This window comes from Thioalkalivibrio sp. XN279, assembly GCF_011089885.1.
GTDB lineage: Bacteria > Pseudomonadota > Gammaproteobacteria > Steroidobacterales > XN24 > XN24.
In genome coordinates this window covers 521,723-539,159 of sequence record NZ_JAANBD010000027.1, presented here as the reverse complement: position 1 = coordinate 539,159, position 17,437 = coordinate 521,723, and the positions used below count along the sequence as shown (strand labels likewise).

The window sequence follows — 17,437 nt, the reverse complement described above, 5'->3', positions numbered from 1 at the left end:
CCGAATGTCCCGTAGAATGTCCCGCATCACCGCAACCCTGGTCCTGGGCCTCGCCAGCAGCATGTCCCTGAGCGCCGATCGCGTCACCGGTCCGGAATTCGTCACCCGCTCGGAGGTCATGGCGCCCGGCGTCATGGCGGCGACCAGCCAGCCGCTGGCGACGCAGATCGCGCTTGAAGTGATGCGCAAGGGCGGCAACGCCATCGACGCGGCCATCGCCGCCAACGCGGCGCTCGGCCTGATGGAGCCGACCGGCTGCGGCATCGGCGGCGACCTGTTCGCCATCGTGTGGGACGCGCAGAGCAAGGAGCTGCATGGCCTGAACGCCAGCGGCCGCTCGCCGCGCGGGCTGTCGCTGCAGTGGTTCAAGGACAACGACTACCAGAGCATCCCGCGCTTCGGCCCCTTGCCGGTCAGCGTGCCGGGCGCCGTGGACGGCTGGTTCGAGCTGCATGGCCGCTTCGGGCGCCTGCCCATGAAGGACGTGCTGGCGCCGGCCATCCGTTACGCGCGCGAGGGCTTCCCCGTCACCGAGGTGATCGCGCACTACTGGGCGCTGAACGCGGAGCGCATCGGCGAGTACCCGGGCTTCGCCGCGGTGTTCCTGCCCGGCGGTCGCGCCCCGAAGAAGGGAGAAATCTTCCGCAACCCGGCGCTCGCCGACACCTACGAGAAGATCGCCGCCGGCGGCCGCGACGCTTTCTACAAGGGCGAGATCGCCCGCACCATCGCCGACTACATGCAGGCCAACGGCGGCTTCCTGTCCTACGAGGACCTGGCGACGCACAGTTCCGACTGGGTCGAGCCGGTCGCGGTGAATTACCGTGGCTACGACGTCTGGCAGCTGCCGCCCAACGGCCAGGGCATCGCCGGGCTGCAGATCCTGCAGCTGCTCGAGGGCTACGACGTCGCGAGCATGGGCTTCGGCAGCGCCGATTTCATGCACCTGTTCGTCGAGGCGAAGAAGCTGGCTTTCGAGGACCGGGCACGGTTCTACGCCGACCCCGACTTCATGGACGTGAGCGTGGCGAAACTCATCTCCGACCAGTACGCGGATGCGCGGCGTGCCCTGATCGACCCGGAAAAGGCGGCGGCCATGTACCCGCACGGCGACCCGGAGGTGCTGCGTGACGGCGACACCATTTACCTCACGGTGGCCGACGCCGAGGGCAACATGGTCTCTCTCATTCAGAGCAACTACCGCGGCATGGGCTCGGGCATGACCCCGCCCGGGCTCGGCTTCGTGCTGCAGGATCGCGGCGAGATGTTCAGCCTCGACCCGGCTCATCCCAACGCCTTCGCCCCGGGCAAGCGGCCCTTCCATACCATCATCCCGGCCTTCGTGACGAAGGACGGCGAGCCCTGGCTGAGCTTCGGCGTCATGGGCGGCGGCATGCAGCCGCAGGGACACGCGCAGGTGCTGGTGAACATGATCGATTTCGGCATGGACCTGCAGGCCGCGGGCGATGCGCCCCGCATCCGCCATGACGGTTCCAGCGAGCCCACCGGCGAGCGCATGACCGACGGTGGCGTGGTGCGGCTGGAGCGGGGCTTCCCGCCGGAGGCCATTGCCGAGCTCGAGCGCCGCGGGCATCGCGTCGAGGTGCGCAACGACGGCGGCTACGGCGGTTACCAGGCCATCCGCAAGGACGAGGGCAGCTGGACCGGGGCGTCGGAGTCGCGCAAGGACGGGCACGCTGCGGGTTACTGAAGGCGGCCCGCCGCGGACGCTGCAAAAGGAGCTTGACGAGTATGAAATCGCTGCCGGTGCACCAGGGTGCGTTCAATGTCTTGCTGGTCTTCGACTGCAAGCCAGGTGAGAGCGAGCAATTCGCCAACGAACTGGGGGACTTCGTCGCGCAGCGCATGCGCTTCCATCCGGGTTTCATTTCCGGGCTGGTCTACCTGAGCGAGGACGCCCGCAAGGTCGTAGAGGTGTTCCAGTGGGCGCGTGCGGAGGACTGGCAGGCCTACCGCAGGAGCGAAGACGGCCAGGAAGGGCTGCGCTGGCTGGCTGCGCGCACGCCCACCACCGATTTCCTCGAACTGGTGCGCTGCGTGGACGCGCCGGCGCCCGGCGACTATGCTGGGTCTCCGTATACCATCGAGGAATGAAGCCATGACTCTCTGCCCCGTCGCTCTGGCCACAGGGTGCAAGAACTGCGCAATTTTCTCGATGTGCCCGGTCAAGGGCCTGATTGGCGACTACCGCAAGGATTCCGGCGACGCGCCCAGGGGCGGGGCCGGCTCCGGCAAGAAACCGCGTTGAACTCCGTCCGGACGCGCCAGTGAGCGCGCCCGCGCATAGCCTGGCGTCCGACCTCCGCGGCGCCAGCCGCCTGCTGGTCGACGCGGCGACCGGCGTGACCGACCTGGTGGAATCGATGCACGGCACGATCGCCGGGCTCGCGGGCATCCTGCCTGGATCCAGCAACCAGCGCACGCGCGGCATCACCGGGCTCGTCTATCGCTGTGTCGGCGGCGGCATCCGCCTGGTCGGCGCAGGTATTGACCGGGCGCTCGCGCCCATCTCGGACTGGCACCAGGCCGGCAACGACTTGGCGCAACGCGCGTCGCAACATGAAGCAGTGCTGGGCGTGATCAACGGCGTGCTCGGTGATCACCTGGCCGCCACCGGCAACCCGTTGGCGGTCCGCATGGGGCTGCGCCGGGACGGCGTGCCGCTAGAACTCAGCCGCGCCGCGCTGCGCGAGACGGTGCCCTGTGCCGGTCCCCGCATCCTGCTCCAGGCGCACGGCCTGTGCATGCATTCCGCGCACTGGGGGCGCGCCGGTCGCGACGAGATTGCGGCAGCCGGCGCCGGGCTGGGCTACACCTCCCTGCAGCTGCATTACAACACCGGCCTGCATATCGCGGCCAACGGGCGGGCGCTCGCGGCACTGCTGGAAAACCTGCTTGGGCAGTGGCCGGTCGAGGTCCAGGAGCTCGCCATCGTCGGCCACAGCATGGGTGGACTGGTGGCACGCAGCGCGCATCACTACGGCACGGCCGCGGGTCACGCCTGGCCGGCGCGGCTGCGAAAGCTGGTTTTCCTCGGCACGCCGCACCATGGTTCGCCGCTGGAGCGCGCCGGCAACGGGTTGGACACGCTGCTGGGGTTGAGTCCTTACACCCGGCCGTTCACGCGCCTCGGCCGCATCCGCAGCCACGGCATCACCGACCTGCGCTTCGGCATCCTGCTGGAACAGGACTGGGCAGCGCGCGATCGCTATGCGCCGATGCGCAAGGATCCGCGCACGCCGCTGCCACTGCCGGCGGGGGTGGAGTGTTACACCGCCGCCGCACTGCGCGCGGAAAGTGACGCAGCGCGGTCCGCGCGCCTGCTCGGCGACGGCCTGGTGCCGCTGGCCAGCGCGCTGGGCGAGCATGAGGACGAGCGTTTCGCGCTGGGCTTCCCGCGTAGCAACCGCTGGGTCGGCACGGGACTGAGCCATTTCGACCTGGTGTCGAGCCCGCGCATTCTGGCGCAGCTGGAGCGCTGGCTCGGGAACTAGCGCTCGCCGTCCCGCAGCCGGGAGCGGCTCAGCCTCGCAGCACCGCCTGGCCAGTGGCCCGGGCCGCGTCGAAACTCTCCACCCGCAGGTCGATGAGCTGGTCCACCTGCCCGGGCGCGGCCCCCGTAACCTGCAGCACGGTGTCGCCGATGCGCGCCGTGCCCTGGCCGGTGGCGGGGTCGAAGCCCGTCAGGTAGGCGCGGATTTCATCGCCCGCCGCGAACCCGGGCCGGCTGCTGCGGAAGCGCCAGTTGGCGAACAAGCCCCTGATCACAGCGTGGCCCCTCCCTTGCTCACCCGGTCGGTGGTGTATTCACGGCCGAAGCCGGTCCAGGCGGAGAATAGGAACACGGCGACCAGCAGCCAGCCATGGAACACCCAGGGCCAGGCCTGGATCGGTTCCACCACCATGTCCGGCGTGAACCACTCGTAGGTCGTCGCCAGCGCCTGCATCTGGGTGTAGCCCACCAGCACGCCGCCGGCCCAGGGGAAGATGTAGCCCAGCGCCGAGGTGTTGGCGTCCAGTATGTTCGCGCGGCGGTAGCCGTTCAGGTTGAAGCGCTTGCCGATGGTGGCAATGTAGGGCGCGATGGCGATCTGCGCCGCGGTGTTGATGGTGATGGCGGCGTTGATGCCGGCGGTCACCGTGACCATGGTGACTTCCGCGGAGCGCACCGAGCGGGCCACTTTTCTCAGCAGCCAGTCCTGCAGCGCCTGGAAACCACCGCCGCGGATCATCACCTGGGCGCCGCCGAGCACCAGCAGGATCAGCACCGCCAGGGTGGCGAAGCCGACGGGCCCGTCGTACAGGCTGCCGCCGACGCCGGCCGCAGCGGCGGGGACCACCTGCACCAGCGGCCAGCCGCCGAAGATCGCGGCGGCCCAGCTGTCCGCGGCGACGCGGAAGGCCAGCATGTCCGTCCCGGCGGCCAGGCCAAAGACGAGGTTGATGACAATGGCGAGGATCAGGCCGGCGGAAATCGCCTCGATGATGTGCCGGCCGCGAATGGCGAGACCGATCACCAGCGCGATCGGCAGCAGGTGCAGCAGCCCGGCGGCATTGCTCTGGGCGCGGAACAGGGCGGCCGCATCGGCGTCGACGGCTGCGCCGCTCGAGGCCAGGCCGAAGCCCAGGTAGGCGATGAAGGCCAGCACTGCGGCGATGATGGCGTACTTGAAGCGGCTTGCGACCACGCCGCCGACGTCGGAGTCCTGCGTCACGGCGCTGACGATGGTGGTGTCGCTCACGGGGGCGAGGTTGTCGCCGAACACGGCGCCGGACAGGATCGCCCCGAACATCAGCACGGGATCTGCGCCCAGCGCCACGCCGGCCGGGAAGAACAGGGCGACGAAGGCGATCACCGTGCCGTAGCCGGTGCCGATGCCGGTGGCGAGCAGGGCGGCGAGCAGGAAGGTCACGGCGGGGAAGAGGGCCGGCCCCAGCCCCAGCGCGTCGGCGAGCCAGCCGAGCCCGTCCACGAAGCCCCCGACCTGCAGCGTGGCGGCGAACATGCCGGCCCACAGCCAGGCCACGATCGCGGTCACCGCCACCTTCTGCGCCATGCCCTCGACCACGGCATCGGCGTACGTTGCCCAGTCACCCTTCACCAGCAGCATGCCGAGCACCAGTCCCACCAGCATGCCCACCACCAGGCCGGCGGTGTCGCCGATGCCCAGGAGGCCGGATTGCACGATGGCCCACGCGATAAAGAACAGGATCGGCACGGCGCTGACGGCCTTGCCGCCGCGAAACCGGATCGGCGCCGGGTGTGGCTGCGCTGCGCCGGCGGTGGGGCCAGTGGCCTGGATCATGTGCTTTCCTTTGCGCCGCTGATGAACACCCAGAAGGGCGTGTTGTGCTCGCGCCAGCCGCGCGCTGCAGCAGCGAACACCTCGGTGACCGTGGCGTAGTCGTGCGCTGCGGCGCGCCGCAGGTCGTCGGCGCCCTCGAGCAGGAGCACGTAACCCGCGGCCGGCAGCCACTCGAGATCGCCCAGGCAGTCTGCCAGTGCGTCCCAATTCTGGCCGAACCACCAGGGGAACTCCAGCGCATCGGCGATGCGTGCCAGCAGTTCGGCCTTGCTGCGGCAGCCTGCAAGATCGATGCGCACGCTGCACAAGCCCGCGGCGGCGGCGGCCTCGAGCACCCTCTCGGTGTCCCCGGGGGCGACTTCGATCACGCCGCCGGCTGCCGCGTCCCGCAGCAGCTGCGGGGTGACGGGCGGGTTCACGGCGACAGCTCCAGCTGCCGGAAACTGCGGTAGTGGTCCTCGGTGTAGTAGTACACCTCGGGTGGGTCGCCGCCGGTGACGATGCGGCGCGCGCCGCGATGAGTTACGCCCGGCGTGCGCACCGTGAATTCGCGATAGTAGCCGGTGGGTCGCTGCGGCAGCAGCCGCTCGCGGTTGTGGAACACGGTGCCGTCCTGGCGGTGCGGGAACGGGCCGCCCTGTGCGATGAGCTGCAGGGTGGCGCGGGCTTCCGGCGGCAGGCTTGCCGCGGCGCCCGTGTCCGGCGCCGGGCGCCAGACGCTGAGCAGCGCCGCCACGGCGAGCAGGAGCAACAGCAGCGGCAGGCGCAGGCGCATCAGGCTAGCCGCTGTTCCGCCGTCGGCGCGGCCTGGCCGGCGCGGCCGCCGCAGCGAGGATCGGGCCGAGGAACTGGCCGGTGAAGGAGGCCTTGTTGGCGGCCACCTGCTCCGGCGTGCCCGCGGCGACGAGCGTGCCGCCGCCGGCGCCGCCCTCCGGGCCGAGGTCGATGATCCAGTCGGCGGTCTTGATGACGTCGAGGTTGTGCTCGATCACCACCACCGTGTTGCCGTGGTCGCGCAGCCGGCCCAGCACGCCGAGCAGCTGGGCGATGTCGTGGAAATGCAGGCCGGTGGTGGGCTCGTCGAGGATGTACAGCGTCTTGCCGGTGTCCCGCTTGGACAGTTCCTTGGCCAGCTTCACGCGCTGCGCCTCGCCGCCGGACAGGGTGGTGGCGTTCTGGCCGAGGCGGACGTAGGACAGGCCGACGTCCATCAGCGTCTGCAGCTTGCGCTTGACCACCGGCACGTTGGCGAAGAAGGCCAGCGCATCCTCGATGGTCATCTCGAGGATCTCGTGGATGTTCTTGCCCTTGTAGCGGATCTCCAGCGTCTCGCGGTTGTAGCGCTGCCCGTGGCAGGCGTCGCAGGCGACGTAGATGTCCGGCAGGAAATGCATCTCGACCTTGAGCACGCCGTCGCCCTGGCAGGCCTCGCAGCGGCCGCCCTTGACGTTGAAGCTGAAGCGGCCCGCCTTGTAGCCGCGCGAGCGGGCTTCGGGGGTGCCGGCGAACAGCTCGCGGATGGGGGTAAACAGCCCGCTGTACGTCGCCGGGTTGGAGCGGGGTGTGCGGCCGATGGGGCTCTGGCTGATATCGATGACCTTGTCGATGTGCTCCAGGCCCTCGATGCGCTCGTGCGGCGCGGGCGTCACCGCGGCGCCGTTGAGCTTCTGCGCGGCCGCCAGGTAGAGCGTGTCGTTGATCAAGGTCGACTTGCCTGAGCCGGACACCCCGGTAACGCAGGTGAGCAGGCCGATCGGGATGGCCACGTCGATGGCCGCAAGGTTGTTGCCGTGCGCGCCCCGCACGACGATGTCGCGGCCCTTCTGGCGTGGTGTCCGGGCCGCGGGCACGGCGATGGACTTGCGCCCGGACAGGTAATCCCCGGTGAGCGAGTCGGTACTGGCCATGATGTCCGCCGGCTTGCCCTGCGCCACGATGCGGCCGCCATGCACGCCGGCGCCGGGGCCGATGTCGACGATGTGGTCTGCGGTGGCGATCGCTTCCTCGTCATGCTCGACCACGATCACGGTGTTGCCCAGGTCGCGCAGGTGCAGGAGGGTGTTGAGCAGGCGCCGGTTGTCGCGCTGGTGCAGGCCGATGGAGGGCTCGTCCAGGATGTACATGACGCCGACCAGCCCCGAGCCGATCTGGCTTGCCAGGCGGATGCGCTGTGCCTCGCCGCCCGACAGGGTCTCGGCGCTGCGATCCAGCGTCAGGTAGTCCAGCCCCACGTCCACCAGGAAGCGCAGCCGGTCGTTGATCTCCTTGATGATCTTGCGCGCCACTTCACCGCGCCAGCCGGGCAGCTCGAGGGTCTCGAAAAAACGCAGCGCCTCGCCCACGGCGTCCGCGGTGACCTCGGCCAGGCCGCGCTCGGCGACGAAGACGTGGCGGGCCGCCTCGTTCAGGCGCGTACCCTTGCAGCTCGGGCAGGGATGGGTGCCGAGGTACTTCGACAGCTCGTCGCGCACGGCGCCGGACTCGGTCTCGCGGTAGCGCCGCTCCATGTTGGGGATCACGCCCTCGAAGCGGTGCTTGCGCCGGGTCACGCCGCCGCGGCCGTTGAAGTAGGAGAACTCGATCTCCTCCTCGCCCGAGCCGAACAGGATGGTCTTGCGGGTACGCGCCGGCAGCTTTTCGAACGGGGTTTCGACGTCGAAGCGGTAGTGCTCGGCGAGGTTGCGGATGAGCTGGAAGTAATAGGCGTTGCGCCGGTCCCAGCCGCGCACGGCGCCGCCGGCGAGGGAGAGGTGCGGATGGGCGACCACGCGCGCGGGGTCGAAGAACTGCTGCACCCCGAGCCCGTCGCAGGTGGGGCAGGCGCCGGCGGGGTTGTTGAAGGAAAACAGCCGCGGCTCGAGCTGCGGGATGCTGTAGCCGCACACGGGACAGGCGAAGCGGTCCGAGAACACCATCGGCTCGCGTTCGGGCTCGTCCATGAAGGCCACGGTGGCGCTGCCGTCGGCCAGCTTGAGGGCGGTCTCGAAAGACTCGGCGAGGCGCAGCCGCAGGTCGCTGCGCACGCGGAAGCGGTCGATCACCGCCTCGATGGTGTGCTTGCGATGCAGGTCCAGGTCGGGTGGGTCGTCGAGCTCGCAGACCTCGCCGTCGATGCGGGCGCGGATGAAGCCGCGGCTGCGCAGTTCCGCGATCAGCTGGGCATGCTCGCCCTTGCGATCGCGCACCACCGGCGCCAGCAGGATCAGGCGGGTGCCCTCCGGCAGCGCCAGCACCTGGTCCACCATCTGGGTGACCGTCTGCGCCTCCAGCTTCTCGGCGTGGCGCGGGCAGCGCGGCGTGCCGGCGCGGGCATAGAGCAGGCGCAGGTAATCGTAGATCTCCGTCACCGTGCCCACGGTCGAGCGCGGGTTGTGCGAGGTGGACTTCTGCTCGATGGAGATGGCCGGTGACAGTCCCTCGATGGATTCCACGTCGGGTTTTTCCATCATCGACAGGAACTGGCGCGCGTAGGCGGAGAGCGACTCCACGTAGCGCCGCTGCCCCTCGGCGTAGATGGTGTCGAAGGCGAGCGAGGACTTCCCGGAGCCCGACAGGCCGGTGATCACGATGAGGCGGTCGCGCGGCAGCTCGAGGTCCACCGACTTGAGATTGTGGGTGCGGGCGCCGCGGATGCGGATGGTGTCCATGGGTACCGTGTGACTGGGCCGAACTCGTTACTATACGCACAAATGTCGCCGCGGCGCTCACCGCGTCCCAGCCTCCCGTTTCGACCCCGGTCAAGGGCCGGTTTCCGGCCGGCGCGCGTGAGATTCGGGGCTGTTCAGGCTAGACTAGACGGCTATTCTTTGAGTCCGGGCGAGCGGCCCGGCAACACGACGAGCGAGGGACGCACATGGCGCGCGGTATCAACAAGGTCATCCTGGTGGGCAACCTGGGCGCGGATCCGGAGTCACGGACCACTCCCGGCGGGCTGACCGTCACCAACTTCAACGTCGCGACCAGCGACCGGCGCCGGGACAAGCAGAGCGGCGACTGGGTCGAGGAGACCGAGTGGCATCGCATCGTGATGTTCGACAAGCTGGCCGAGACCGCGCGCGAATACCTGCGCAAGGGCTCCCAGGTGTACGTCGAGGGTCGCCTGCAGACGCGCAAGTGGCAGGACAAGGACGGCAACGATCGGTACACCACCGAGATCGTCGCCCGCGACATGCAGATGCTCGGCGGCCGGCCTGGCGGCGGCGCCCCGGCGAGCCGGGACGACGACTACCGCTCGTCCGCGGGCAGTTCCTCTTCGGGCGGCCGCAAGGAAGAGCCCTTCGAGGACGACATTCCTTTCTGACCGGGGACCGATGAACGCGCACAAGCCCGGCGGCAAGCTCTTCATCCGCACCTTCGGGTGCCAGATGAACGAGTACGACTCCTCGAAGATGGCGGACGTCCTGCGCGAGTCGCACGGCTTCGAGCCGGCGGCGTCGCCCGAGGAAGCCGACGTCCTGCTGCTGAACACCTGCTCCATCCGCGAGAAGGCACAGGAGAAGGTGTTCTCCCTGCTGGGCCGCTGGCGCGAACTGAAGGCGGCGCGGCCCGGGGTGGTGATCGGGGTCGGCGGCTGCGTGGCGAGCCAGGAGGGCGAGGCCATCCTGGAGCGTGCGCCTTTCGTCGACGTCGTTTTCGGCCCGCAGACCCTGCATCGCCTGCCGGCGATGCTCGAGGATGTGCGCCGCAGCCGCAAGCCGGCGGTGGACATCTCCTTCCCGGAGATCGAGAAATTCGACCGCCTGCCTGAGCCGCGCGCGGAGGGTCCGACGGCGTTCGTCTCCGTGATGGAAGGCTGCAGCAAGTACTGCAGCTTCTGCGTCGTGCCCTACACGCGCGGCGAGGAGGTCAGCCGGCCCTTCGACGACGTCATCGTGGAAGTGGCGCAGCTGGCGGCCCAGGGCGTGCGCGAGATCAACCTGCTCGGCCAGAACGTGAACGCCTACCGCGGCCCCATGCACGACGGCACGACGGCGGACCTCGCCGCCCTGATCCGCTTCGTCGCCGCCGTGGACGGGATCGACCGGATTCGCTTCACCACCTCGCACCCGGTCGAGTTCACCGACAGCCTGGTGCAGGCCTATGCGGAGGTGCCGGAACTGGCGCCGTACCTGCATCTCCCCGTGCAGAGCGGCTCGGACCGCGTGCTGGCGATGATGAAACGCGGCCACACGGCGCTCGAGTACCGCCAGAAGATCCGCCGCGTGCGCGAGGCGCGCCCCGGCATCAGCATCAGCTCGGACTTCATCGTCGGCTTCCCCGGCGAGACGGCGCAGGATTTCGACTACACCATGAAGCTCATCGAGGACGTCGGCTTCGACCAGTCCTTCAGCTTCATTTACAGCCGCCGCCCCGGTACGCCCGCGGCCTCGCTGCCCGACGACGTCACCACGGCCGAGAAGCAGCGTCGCCTGGCGCTGCTCCAGCACCGTATCAACCAGCACGCTGCGGCGATCAGTGCCGCCATGGTCGGCGGCGTGGAGCGCGTGCTGGTGGAGCGCCCGTCGCGCAAGAGTCCGCGCCAGCTGGCGGGACGCACCGGCAACATGCGCTGGGTGAACTTCGACGGCGAGCCGGGCCTGGTCGGCCGCTTCGTCGACGTGCTGGTCACCGAGGCCCTGCCCAATTCCTTGCGCGGCCGCGTGGTCGGCGTCGAGGACGTCCTGCCCCGTTCAGCCTGAGGTCCGACAGCGAACTTGAACGCCAACCTCGTCAGGGACCTGGTACTCGAGCCAGATGACAACCAGCGTCTCGCCAACCTGTGCGGCCAGTTCGACGAGCACCTGAAGCAGATCGAGCGCCGCCTCGGTGTGCAGGTCCGCCCGCGCGGCAACCTGTTCCAGCTCGAGGGCCCGACGCCCGCAGTGGAGGCGGCAGAACGGCTGCTGGTGTCGCTGTTCGAGCAGGCGGCAGAGGAGAACATCAGCCCGCAGGTCGTGCACACGGCCTTGCAGGAATCTGGCCTCTACGCGGCGCCCGACGAACATGCGCCGGGGGAAATCCGCACCCGCCGCGGCGTCATTCGCGGCCGCGGCCCGAACCAGGGCCGGTACCTGGAGTCCATGCGCGAGCACGACCTGTGCTTCGGCATCGGGCCCGCGGGCACCGGGAAGACCTACCTCGCCGTGGCGCGCGCGGTGGAAGCGCTGGAAAGCGACGAGGTGCGGCGCATCGTGCTGGTGCGTCCGGCGGTCGAGGCCGGCGAGCGGCTCGGTTTCCTGCCCGGTGACATGTCGCAGAAGGTCGATCCCTACCTGCGCCCCATGTACGACGCACTGTACGAGATGCTCGGCTTCGAGCGCGTCGCGAAGCTCATGGAGCGCCACGTCATCGAGGTGGCGCCGCTGGCCTTCATGCGCGGCCGCACCCTGAACGAGGCCTTCGTGATCCTCGACGAGGCGCAGAACTCGACTGTCGAGCAGATGAAGATGTTCCTCACGCGCATCGGCTTCGGTTCGCGCGCGGTAGTGACTGGCGACGTGACCCAGACCGACCTGCCCGCCAACAAGGTCTCGGGCCTGCGCCATGCCTCGCGCGTGCTGCAGGACGTGGAGGGCGTCGGCTTCACCTGGTTCACCGCGCGCGACGTGGTGCGTCATCCGCTGGTGCAGCGGATCGTCGAGGCCTACCAGCGGCACCAGGAGGACGAGGCGTGAGCGTGCGCATCGACGTGCAGGTGAGCGGCACGCGCACGGGCCTGCCCGCGGTGGCCAAGCTGCGCCACTGGGCCCGTTCCGCACTTGCCGGCCGCCGCAGCGCGGCCGAGCTGAGCATCCGTATCGTGGACGCCGCCGAGAGCCAGGCCCTGAACCGCCAGTTTCGCGCCAAGGACAAGCCGACCAACGTGCTGGCGTTCCCCGCCGACCTGCCGCCCGAGCTGGGGCTGCCCCTGCTCGGTGACGTGGTCATCTGCCGCGAGGTGGTGGCGGCCGAAGCTGCGGCGCAGGGCAAGGCGCCGGAGGCACATTGGGCCCACATGGTGATTCACGGTACCCTTCACCTGCTTGGGTTCGACCACCAGGATCCGGCGCAGGCGGCGGAGATGGAGGCCCTGGAGACGGAGCTTCTCGCCGAGCTGGGCTGGCCCGACCCCTACCAGGAGACGGACGCGCACGATGGCTGACGACCAACCTCCGAGTACCGGCGGGCGCCGCACGGGCCTGATGGCCCGCCTTGCCGGCGCCTTGCGCACTGCACCGCGCGATCGCGCCGACCTGCTCGAAATACTGCAGCAGGCGCGTGCCCAGCAGATCCTGGACGCCGACGAACACCAGATGCTCGAGGGCGTGCTCGAGGTCTCCACCATGCAGGTGCGCGACATCATGATCCCGCGCGGCCAGATGGTCGTGCTGGAACGTGACGCCACCCCGCAGGAGATGCTCGAAGTCATCATCGAATCCGGGCATTCTCGTTTCCCCGTCATCGCGGACGACCGCGACGAGGTCACCGGCATCCTGCTCGCGAAGGACCTGCTGCGCTTCTTCGCCGAAGGCGACCGCACTCGTTTCCGCATCAAGGAATGCCTGCGCCCCGCGGTGTTCATCCCCGAGAGCAAGCGTCTCAACGTGTTGCTGAAGGAGTTCCGCCACAGCCACAACCACATGGCCATCGTGGTGGACGAGTACGGCGGCGTCTCCGGCCTGCTCACCATCGAGGACGTGCTGGAGCAGATCGTGGGCGAAATCGACGACGAGCACGACCCGGACGAGGAGGTCCTGATCGTGCCCGAGCGGGAAGACATCTGGCGGGTCGATGCCCTCGCGCGCATCGAGGACCTGAACGAGGAGCTCGGCACTGACTTCAGCGACGAGGACTACGACACCGTCGGCGGGCTGGTGATGCACGAGCTCGGCCGCTTGCCGCGCAAGGGCGAGTCGCTGTCCTTCGGCGGCATGCGTTTCACCGTGCTGCGCGCCGACCGGCGCCGCATCCACGCGGTGCGACTGCGCCGCCTCACCGACTGAGGTGATGTTCCCGCGGTCGCAACTGCCGGCCTGGTACCGGTCGCGCCTCATCGAGCTTTGCGTCGTCACGGCGGGCCTGTTGCTGGTGCTGTCCTTTGCGCCGCAGGGCTGGTGGCCTGTTGCCCTGCTGTCGCCGGCCGTCCTGTTCCTGTGCTGGCAGGGGGCAAGCCCGGGGCGGGCGGCATGGCTGGGCTTCCTCTACGGCTTTGCGGCCTTCCTTGCCGGCACCTGGTGGACCTTCGTCTCGGTGCACGATTTCGGCCAGGCGCCGGCCGTGCTGGCCGGCTTCCTGACCGTGGCGCTGGCCGCGCTGATGGCGGCCTACTATGCGCTGCTCGGCTGGGCTGCGGCGCGCTGGCTGCCGGCCGCCGGCACGACGCGCTGGCTGATCGGGCTGCCGGCCGCCTGGGTGTTGCTGGAGTGGGTCCGGGGCTGGTTCCTGAGCGGCTTCCCCTGGCTCAGTCTCGGCTACAGCCAGGCCGATTCCGTGCTGGGAACCCTGGCGCCGCTCGGCGGCGTGTATGGCCTGGGCTGGGCCTGTGCGCTGGGCGCGGGCGCGCTGGTGACGCTGCTGCGCGAGGACCTGCCGCGTCGCGCTGCGGCCATCGCCGTGCTGTTCGCGCTGTTCGCGGCCGCCGGCGCCGCCGCGCGGCAGGCGTGGACGCAGCCGGCCGGCCCGCCGCTGCAGGTGGCGATGATCCAGGGCGCCGTGGGCCAGGACGAGAAATGGCTGCAGACGCAGCTCGAGCCCACCCGCGAGCTTTACCTGCGGCTGACCGAGCCCTACTGGGGCACCGACCTCCTGATCTGGCCTGAGGCGGCGCTGCCGGCGCTGCTGCACGAGGAGATCGAGTTCCTCGAAACGCTCGACGCGCGGGCCCGCGAGGCGGGCAGCGAACTGCTCATGGGCATCCTCGAGCGGGACCCGCGCGACGGGCGCTACTACAACACCCTGGTGTCCCTCGGCGGCGAGCCGGAGATCTACCGCAAGCGCCAGCTGGTGCCCTTCGGCGAGTATTTCCCGGTGCCGGGTTTCGTGCGCGAGGTGATGCGCATGATGAGCCTGCCCTACAGTGACATCGCACCGGGGCCGCCCGACCCGGGGCCGATGACGCTGGCCGGTGTGCCGGTCGCCCCCACGATCTGCTACGAGGACGCTTTCGGCGCCCAGCAGCGCGTGTTCTTCCCGGCCGCACAGCTCCTGGTCAACGTCAGCAACGACGCCTGGTTCGGCGACACCATCGCGCCCCACCAGCACCTGCAGATCGCCCGCATGCGGGCCATGGAGACCGGGCGCTGGATGCTGCGCGCCACCAACAACGGCATCACGGCCGTGATCGATCCCCATGGCCAGGTGGTGGCGCGCTCCCGGCAGTTCGAGCCCGAGGTCGTCATCGGCGCGGTGGTCCCCATGCAGGGCATGACGCCGTGGCTGCGCATGGGCGATACACCCCTGGCGGGGGCGGCGGCGCTGCTGTTCCTGCTCGCGGCTTTGCGCCGCAACAGCGCGGGGCGGTAATCTTGGCAGCTTGATTTGAGCGAAGCCGCCATGGACCCCATCTACAAGCCGGAAATCATCGAGCCCGAGGCCCAGCGTCACTGGGACGACACGGGATGTTTCGAGGCGCATGAAGACGCATCGAAAGAGAAGTTCTATTGCCTGTGCATGTTCCCCTATCCCAGCGGGCGGCTGCACATGGGCCACGTGCGCAACTACACCATCGGCGACGTGGTCAGCCGCTACCAGCGCATGCAGGGCAGGAACGTGCTGCAGCCCATGGGCTGGGACGCCTTCGGCCTCCCGGCCGAGAACGCCGCCATCAAGAACCAGGTGCCGCCGGGCAAATGGACGCGCGAGAACATCGCCCACATGCGCGCCCAGCTGCGCCGGCTCGGCTTCGCCTACGACTGGCGCCGCGAACTGGCGACCTGCGACCCCGACTACTATCGCTGGGAACAGTGGTTTTTCCTGCGTCTGTACGAGAAGGGGCTGGTCTACAAGTCCTCTTCCACCGTCAACTGGGACCCCGTGGACCAGACCGTGCTCGCCAACGAGCAGGTCATCGACGGTCGCGGCTGGCGTTCCGGTGCGCTGGTGGAGCGGCGCGAGATCCCGCAGTGGTTCCTCAGGATCACGGCCTATGCCGACGAACTGCTGGAGTGCCTGGACAAGCTGCCCGGCTGGCCGGAGCAGGTGCGCGCCATGCAGGCGAACTGGATCGGCCGTTCCGAGGGCCTGGAGCTGGATTTCGCCCTCGCGGGCGGACCGGTCGCCGGTTATGAGGCGCTCACCGTTTACACCACCCGCCCGGACACGTTGCACGGTGTGACCTACATGGCGGTCGCGGCCGAGCACCCGCTGGCGGTCCAGGCCGCCGAGGGCCGCCCCGAGCTGGGCGAGTTCCTCGCCGAGTGCCGCCGCGCGCACACCACCGAGGCGGCCTTGGAGACCATGGAAAAGCGCGGCATGCCGCTCGGCGTGAACGTGGTCCACCCGCTGACCGGGCAGGAAGTCCCGGTCTGGGTCGCCAACTTCGTGCTCATGGGCTACGGCACCGGCGCCGTGATGGCCGTGCCGGGCCACGACAAGCGCGACTGGGAGTTCGCCACCAAGTACGGCTTGCCGATCCGCCAGGTCATCGCGCCGGCCGACGGTGCCGCGGTCGACCTGTCCCAGGGCGCTTACGTCGAGTACGGCGTGCTGGTGAACTCGGGCGAGCTGGACGGCAAGACCTCGGCCGAGGCCTTCGTGGCCCTGGCGGACAAGCTTGGGGCCGAGGGTCGCGGCCGCCGCCGGGTGAATTACCGCCTGCGCGACTGGAGCGTGTCGCGGCAGCGCTACTGGGGCTGCCCGGTGCCCATGATCGACTGCCCGTCCTGCGGCTCGGTGCCGGTGCCGGACGACCAGCTGCCGGTGCGCCTGCCGGAGGACGTGACCCTCTCCGGCGCCGGCTCGCCGCTGAAGCACATGGACGACTTCGTCAAGGTGGACTGCCCACGCTGCGGCGGACCGGCACGGCGCGAGACCGACACCTTCGACACTTTCTTCGAGTCGTCCTGGTACTACGCGCGCTACTGCTGCGCCGACCAGGACCAGGCCATGCTGGACGAGCGGGCGCGCTACTGGCTGCCCGTGGACCAGTACATCGGCGGCATCGAGCACGCCATCCTGCACCTGCTGTACTCGCGTTTCTTCCACAAGCTGATGCGCGACGAGGGCCTGGTGGACAGCGACGAGCCGTTCACCAACCTGCTGACCCAGGGGATGGTGCTGGCCGACTCCTTCTACCGCGAGGACGAGAAGGGGGGGCGCACCTGGTACAACCCGGCCGAGGTCGAGGTGCAGCGCGACGAGAAGGGCCGCGTGGTGAGTGCCACGCTGGCCGCCGACGGCGCGCCGGTGCAGCTGGGCGGCATGGGCACCATGTCGAAGTCGAAGAACAACGGCGTCGACCCGCAGGCGCTCATCGATCGTTACGGCGCCGACACCGTGCGCCTGTTCACCATGTTCGCCGCGCCGCCGGAGCAGAGCCTGGAGTGGTCCGACACCGGCGTGGAGGGCGCGCATCGCTTCATGAAGCGGCTGTGGCGCCTGGTGCACGAGCACGTCAGCGCCGGCCCGGCGGCTGCACTGGACGTGGACGCCCTGGATGACGCCCAGCGCGAGCTGCGCCGCCAGCTGCATGCCGCCATCGCCAAGGTCAGCGACGACGTCGGCCGGCGCTACACCTTCAACACCGCCATCGCCGCGGTGATGGAGCTGCTCAACGCCCTCGGCCGCCACGCTGGCGACGGCCCCCAGGACCGCGCCCTGCGCCAGGAGATCTGCGAGGCCGTGGTGCTATTGCTCTCGCCCATCGTGCCGCATGCCTGCCATGCGCTGTGGGCAGCCCTGGGCAAGAGCGGCTCGGTGGTCGACCAGCCCTGGCCCCGGCACGATCCCGCTGCGCTGGTGCAGGACGAGGTCGAGCTGGTGGTGCAGGTGCAGGGCAAGCTGCGCGGCCGTATTCGCATGGCGCGCGACGCCTCCGAGGAGTCCATCCGCGCCGCCGCGCTGGCGGAGGACAACGTGGCGCGCTTCGTCGACGGCCGGTCGGTGCGCAAGGTGATCATCGTGCCCGGTCGTCTCGTCAACATCGTGGTCTGACG

At 69.5% G+C, this 17,437-nt stretch carries 15 protein-coding genes; 10 read left to right on the top strand and 5 right to left on the bottom strand.

Annotation, left to right across the window (positions count from 1 at the left end; translation table 11 throughout):
• Positions 1–4 precede the first annotated feature (4 nt).
• From ggt to G8346_RS15135, 3 genes are all read left to right on the top strand, one after another.
• A complete protein-coding gene (ggt, locus tag G8346_RS09480) occupies positions 5–1,711 on the top strand; it encodes a gamma-glutamyltransferase (protein WP_166050533.1) in 1,707 nt (568 codons plus the stop codon).
• Positions 1,712–1,752: 41 nt separating this feature from the next.
• A complete protein-coding gene (locus G8346_RS09475; protein WP_166050531.1) occupies positions 1,753–2,115 on the top strand; it encodes an antibiotic biosynthesis monooxygenase in 363 nt (120 codons plus the stop codon).
• 173 nt (positions 2,116–2,288) lie between these two features.
• Positions 2,289–3,515, top strand: a complete 1,227-nt coding sequence (locus tag G8346_RS15135; protein ID WP_206202654.1) for a hypothetical protein — start codon at positions 2,289–2,291, stop codon at positions 3,513–3,515.
• A gap of 28 nt (positions 3,516–3,543) precedes the next feature.
• Here G8346_RS15135 and G8346_RS09465 read toward each other — a convergent pair whose 3' ends face one another.
• Genes G8346_RS09465 through uvrA form a run of 5 tightly spaced genes read right to left on the bottom strand, consistent with a single transcriptional unit; the run spans position 3,544 to position 8,974 of the window.
• On the bottom strand, positions 3,544–3,789 hold the full coding sequence (locus G8346_RS09465; protein WP_166050529.1) for a hypothetical protein: 246 nt from the start codon (positions 3,787–3,789) through the stop codon (positions 3,544–3,546).
• Positions 3,786–5,327, bottom strand: a complete 1,542-nt coding sequence (locus G8346_RS09460; protein ID WP_166050527.1) for a Na+/H+ antiporter NhaC family protein — start codon at positions 5,325–5,327, stop codon at positions 3,786–3,788. Before G8346_RS09460 ends, G8346_RS09465 begins: the two co-directional genes overlap by 4 nt.
• The gene (locus G8346_RS09455; RefSeq protein ID WP_166050525.1) at positions 5,324–5,746 is read right to left on the bottom strand and encodes a barstar family protein; all 423 of its coding nucleotides are present in this window, start codon (positions 5,744–5,746) and stop codon (positions 5,324–5,326) included. Before G8346_RS09455 ends, G8346_RS09460 begins: the two co-directional genes overlap by 4 nt.
• Positions 5,743–6,102, bottom strand: coding sequence for a ribonuclease domain-containing protein (locus G8346_RS09450; protein WP_166050523.1), 360 nt, complete (start codon positions 6,100–6,102; stop codon positions 5,743–5,745). Before G8346_RS09450 ends, G8346_RS09455 begins: the two co-directional genes overlap by 4 nt.
• Before the next feature lie 4 nt (positions 6,103–6,106).
• Positions 6,107–8,974, bottom strand: a complete 2,868-nt coding sequence (gene uvrA, locus G8346_RS09445; protein ID WP_166050521.1) for an excinuclease ABC subunit UvrA — start codon at positions 8,972–8,974, stop codon at positions 6,107–6,109.
• Between the two features lie 206 nt (positions 8,975–9,180).
• On the opposite strand from uvrA, the gene ssb reads away from it, so the two are divergent.
• Genes ssb through leuS form a run of 7 tightly spaced genes read left to right on the top strand, consistent with a single transcriptional unit; the run spans position 9,181 to position 17,435 of the window.
• Positions 9,181–9,627 carry a single-stranded DNA-binding protein gene (gene ssb / locus G8346_RS09440; protein ID WP_166050519.1) on the top strand — a complete coding sequence of 149 codons (447 nt, stop codon included), beginning with the start codon at positions 9,181–9,183 and terminating at the stop codon, positions 9,625–9,627.
• 10 nt (positions 9,628–9,637) lie between these two features.
• Entirely contained in the window at positions 9,638–11,005 is a 1,368-nt protein-coding gene (gene miaB / locus G8346_RS09435) for a tRNA (N6-isopentenyl adenosine(37)-C2)-methylthiotransferase MiaB (RefSeq protein WP_166050517.1), read from the top strand.
• 15 nt (positions 11,006–11,020) lie between these two features.
• On the top strand, positions 11,021–11,980 hold the full coding sequence (locus G8346_RS09430) for a PhoH family protein (RefSeq protein ID WP_166050515.1): 960 nt from the start codon (positions 11,021–11,023) through the stop codon (positions 11,978–11,980).
• Positions 11,977–12,447: an rRNA maturation RNase YbeY gene (gene ybeY, locus G8346_RS09425; protein WP_370520579.1), complete on the top strand. Its 471-nt coding sequence runs from the start codon at positions 11,977–11,979 to the stop codon at positions 12,445–12,447. The genes G8346_RS09430 and ybeY overlap by 4 nt, the downstream gene beginning before the upstream one ends.
• Positions 12,440–13,288, top strand: coding sequence for an HlyC/CorC family transporter (locus G8346_RS09420; protein ID WP_166050513.1), 849 nt, complete (start codon positions 12,440–12,442; stop codon positions 13,286–13,288). The genes ybeY and G8346_RS09420 overlap by 8 nt, the downstream gene beginning before the upstream one ends.
• A 4-nt stretch (positions 13,289–13,292) precedes the next feature.
• Positions 13,293–14,807 (top strand): apolipoprotein N-acyltransferase, encoded by a 1,515-nt coding sequence (gene lnt / locus G8346_RS09415; RefSeq protein WP_166050511.1) that lies wholly within the window; start codon positions 13,293–13,295, stop codon positions 14,805–14,807.
• 30 nt (positions 14,808–14,837) lie between these two features.
• Positions 14,838–17,435, top strand: a complete 2,598-nt coding sequence (leuS, locus tag G8346_RS09410; protein ID WP_166050509.1) for a leucine--tRNA ligase — start codon at positions 14,838–14,840, stop codon at positions 17,433–17,435.
• Positions 17,436–17,437: the final 2 nt, after the last annotated feature.

What these genes read in the sequence shown, in the direction of transcription:
- ggt (WP_166050533.1), top strand. Translation starts at nt 5, where the DNA reads ATGTCCCGTAGAATGTCCCGCATCACCGCAACCCTGGTCCTGGGCCTC.
- G8346_RS09475 (WP_166050531.1), top strand. Translation starts at nt 1,753, where the DNA reads ATGAAATCGCTGCCGGTGCACCAGGGTGCGTTCAATGTCTTGCTGGTC.
- G8346_RS09460 (WP_166050527.1), bottom strand. Translation starts at nt 5,327, where the DNA reads ATGATCCAGGCCACTGGCCCCACCGCCGGCGCAGCGCAGCCACACCCG.
- G8346_RS09450 (WP_166050523.1), bottom strand. Translation starts at nt 6,102, where the DNA reads ATGCGCCTGCGCCTGCCGCTGCTGTTGCTCCTGCTCGCCGTGGCGGCG.
- uvrA (WP_166050521.1), bottom strand. Translation starts at nt 8,974, where the DNA reads ATGGACACCATCCGCATCCGCGGCGCCCGCACCCACAATCTCAAGTCG.
- ssb (WP_166050519.1), top strand. Translation starts at nt 9,181, where the DNA reads ATGGCGCGCGGTATCAACAAGGTCATCCTGGTGGGCAACCTGGGCGCG.
- miaB (WP_166050517.1), top strand. Translation starts at nt 9,638, where the DNA reads ATGAACGCGCACAAGCCCGGCGGCAAGCTCTTCATCCGCACCTTCGGG.
- G8346_RS09420 (WP_166050513.1), top strand. Translation starts at nt 12,440, where the DNA reads ATGGCTGACGACCAACCTCCGAGTACCGGCGGGCGCCGCACGGGCCTG.
- lnt (WP_166050511.1), top strand. Translation starts at nt 13,293, where the DNA reads ATGTTCCCGCGGTCGCAACTGCCGGCCTGGTACCGGTCGCGCCTCATC.
- leuS (WP_166050509.1), top strand. Translation starts at nt 14,838, where the DNA reads ATGGACCCCATCTACAAGCCGGAAATCATCGAGCCCGAGGCCCAGCGT.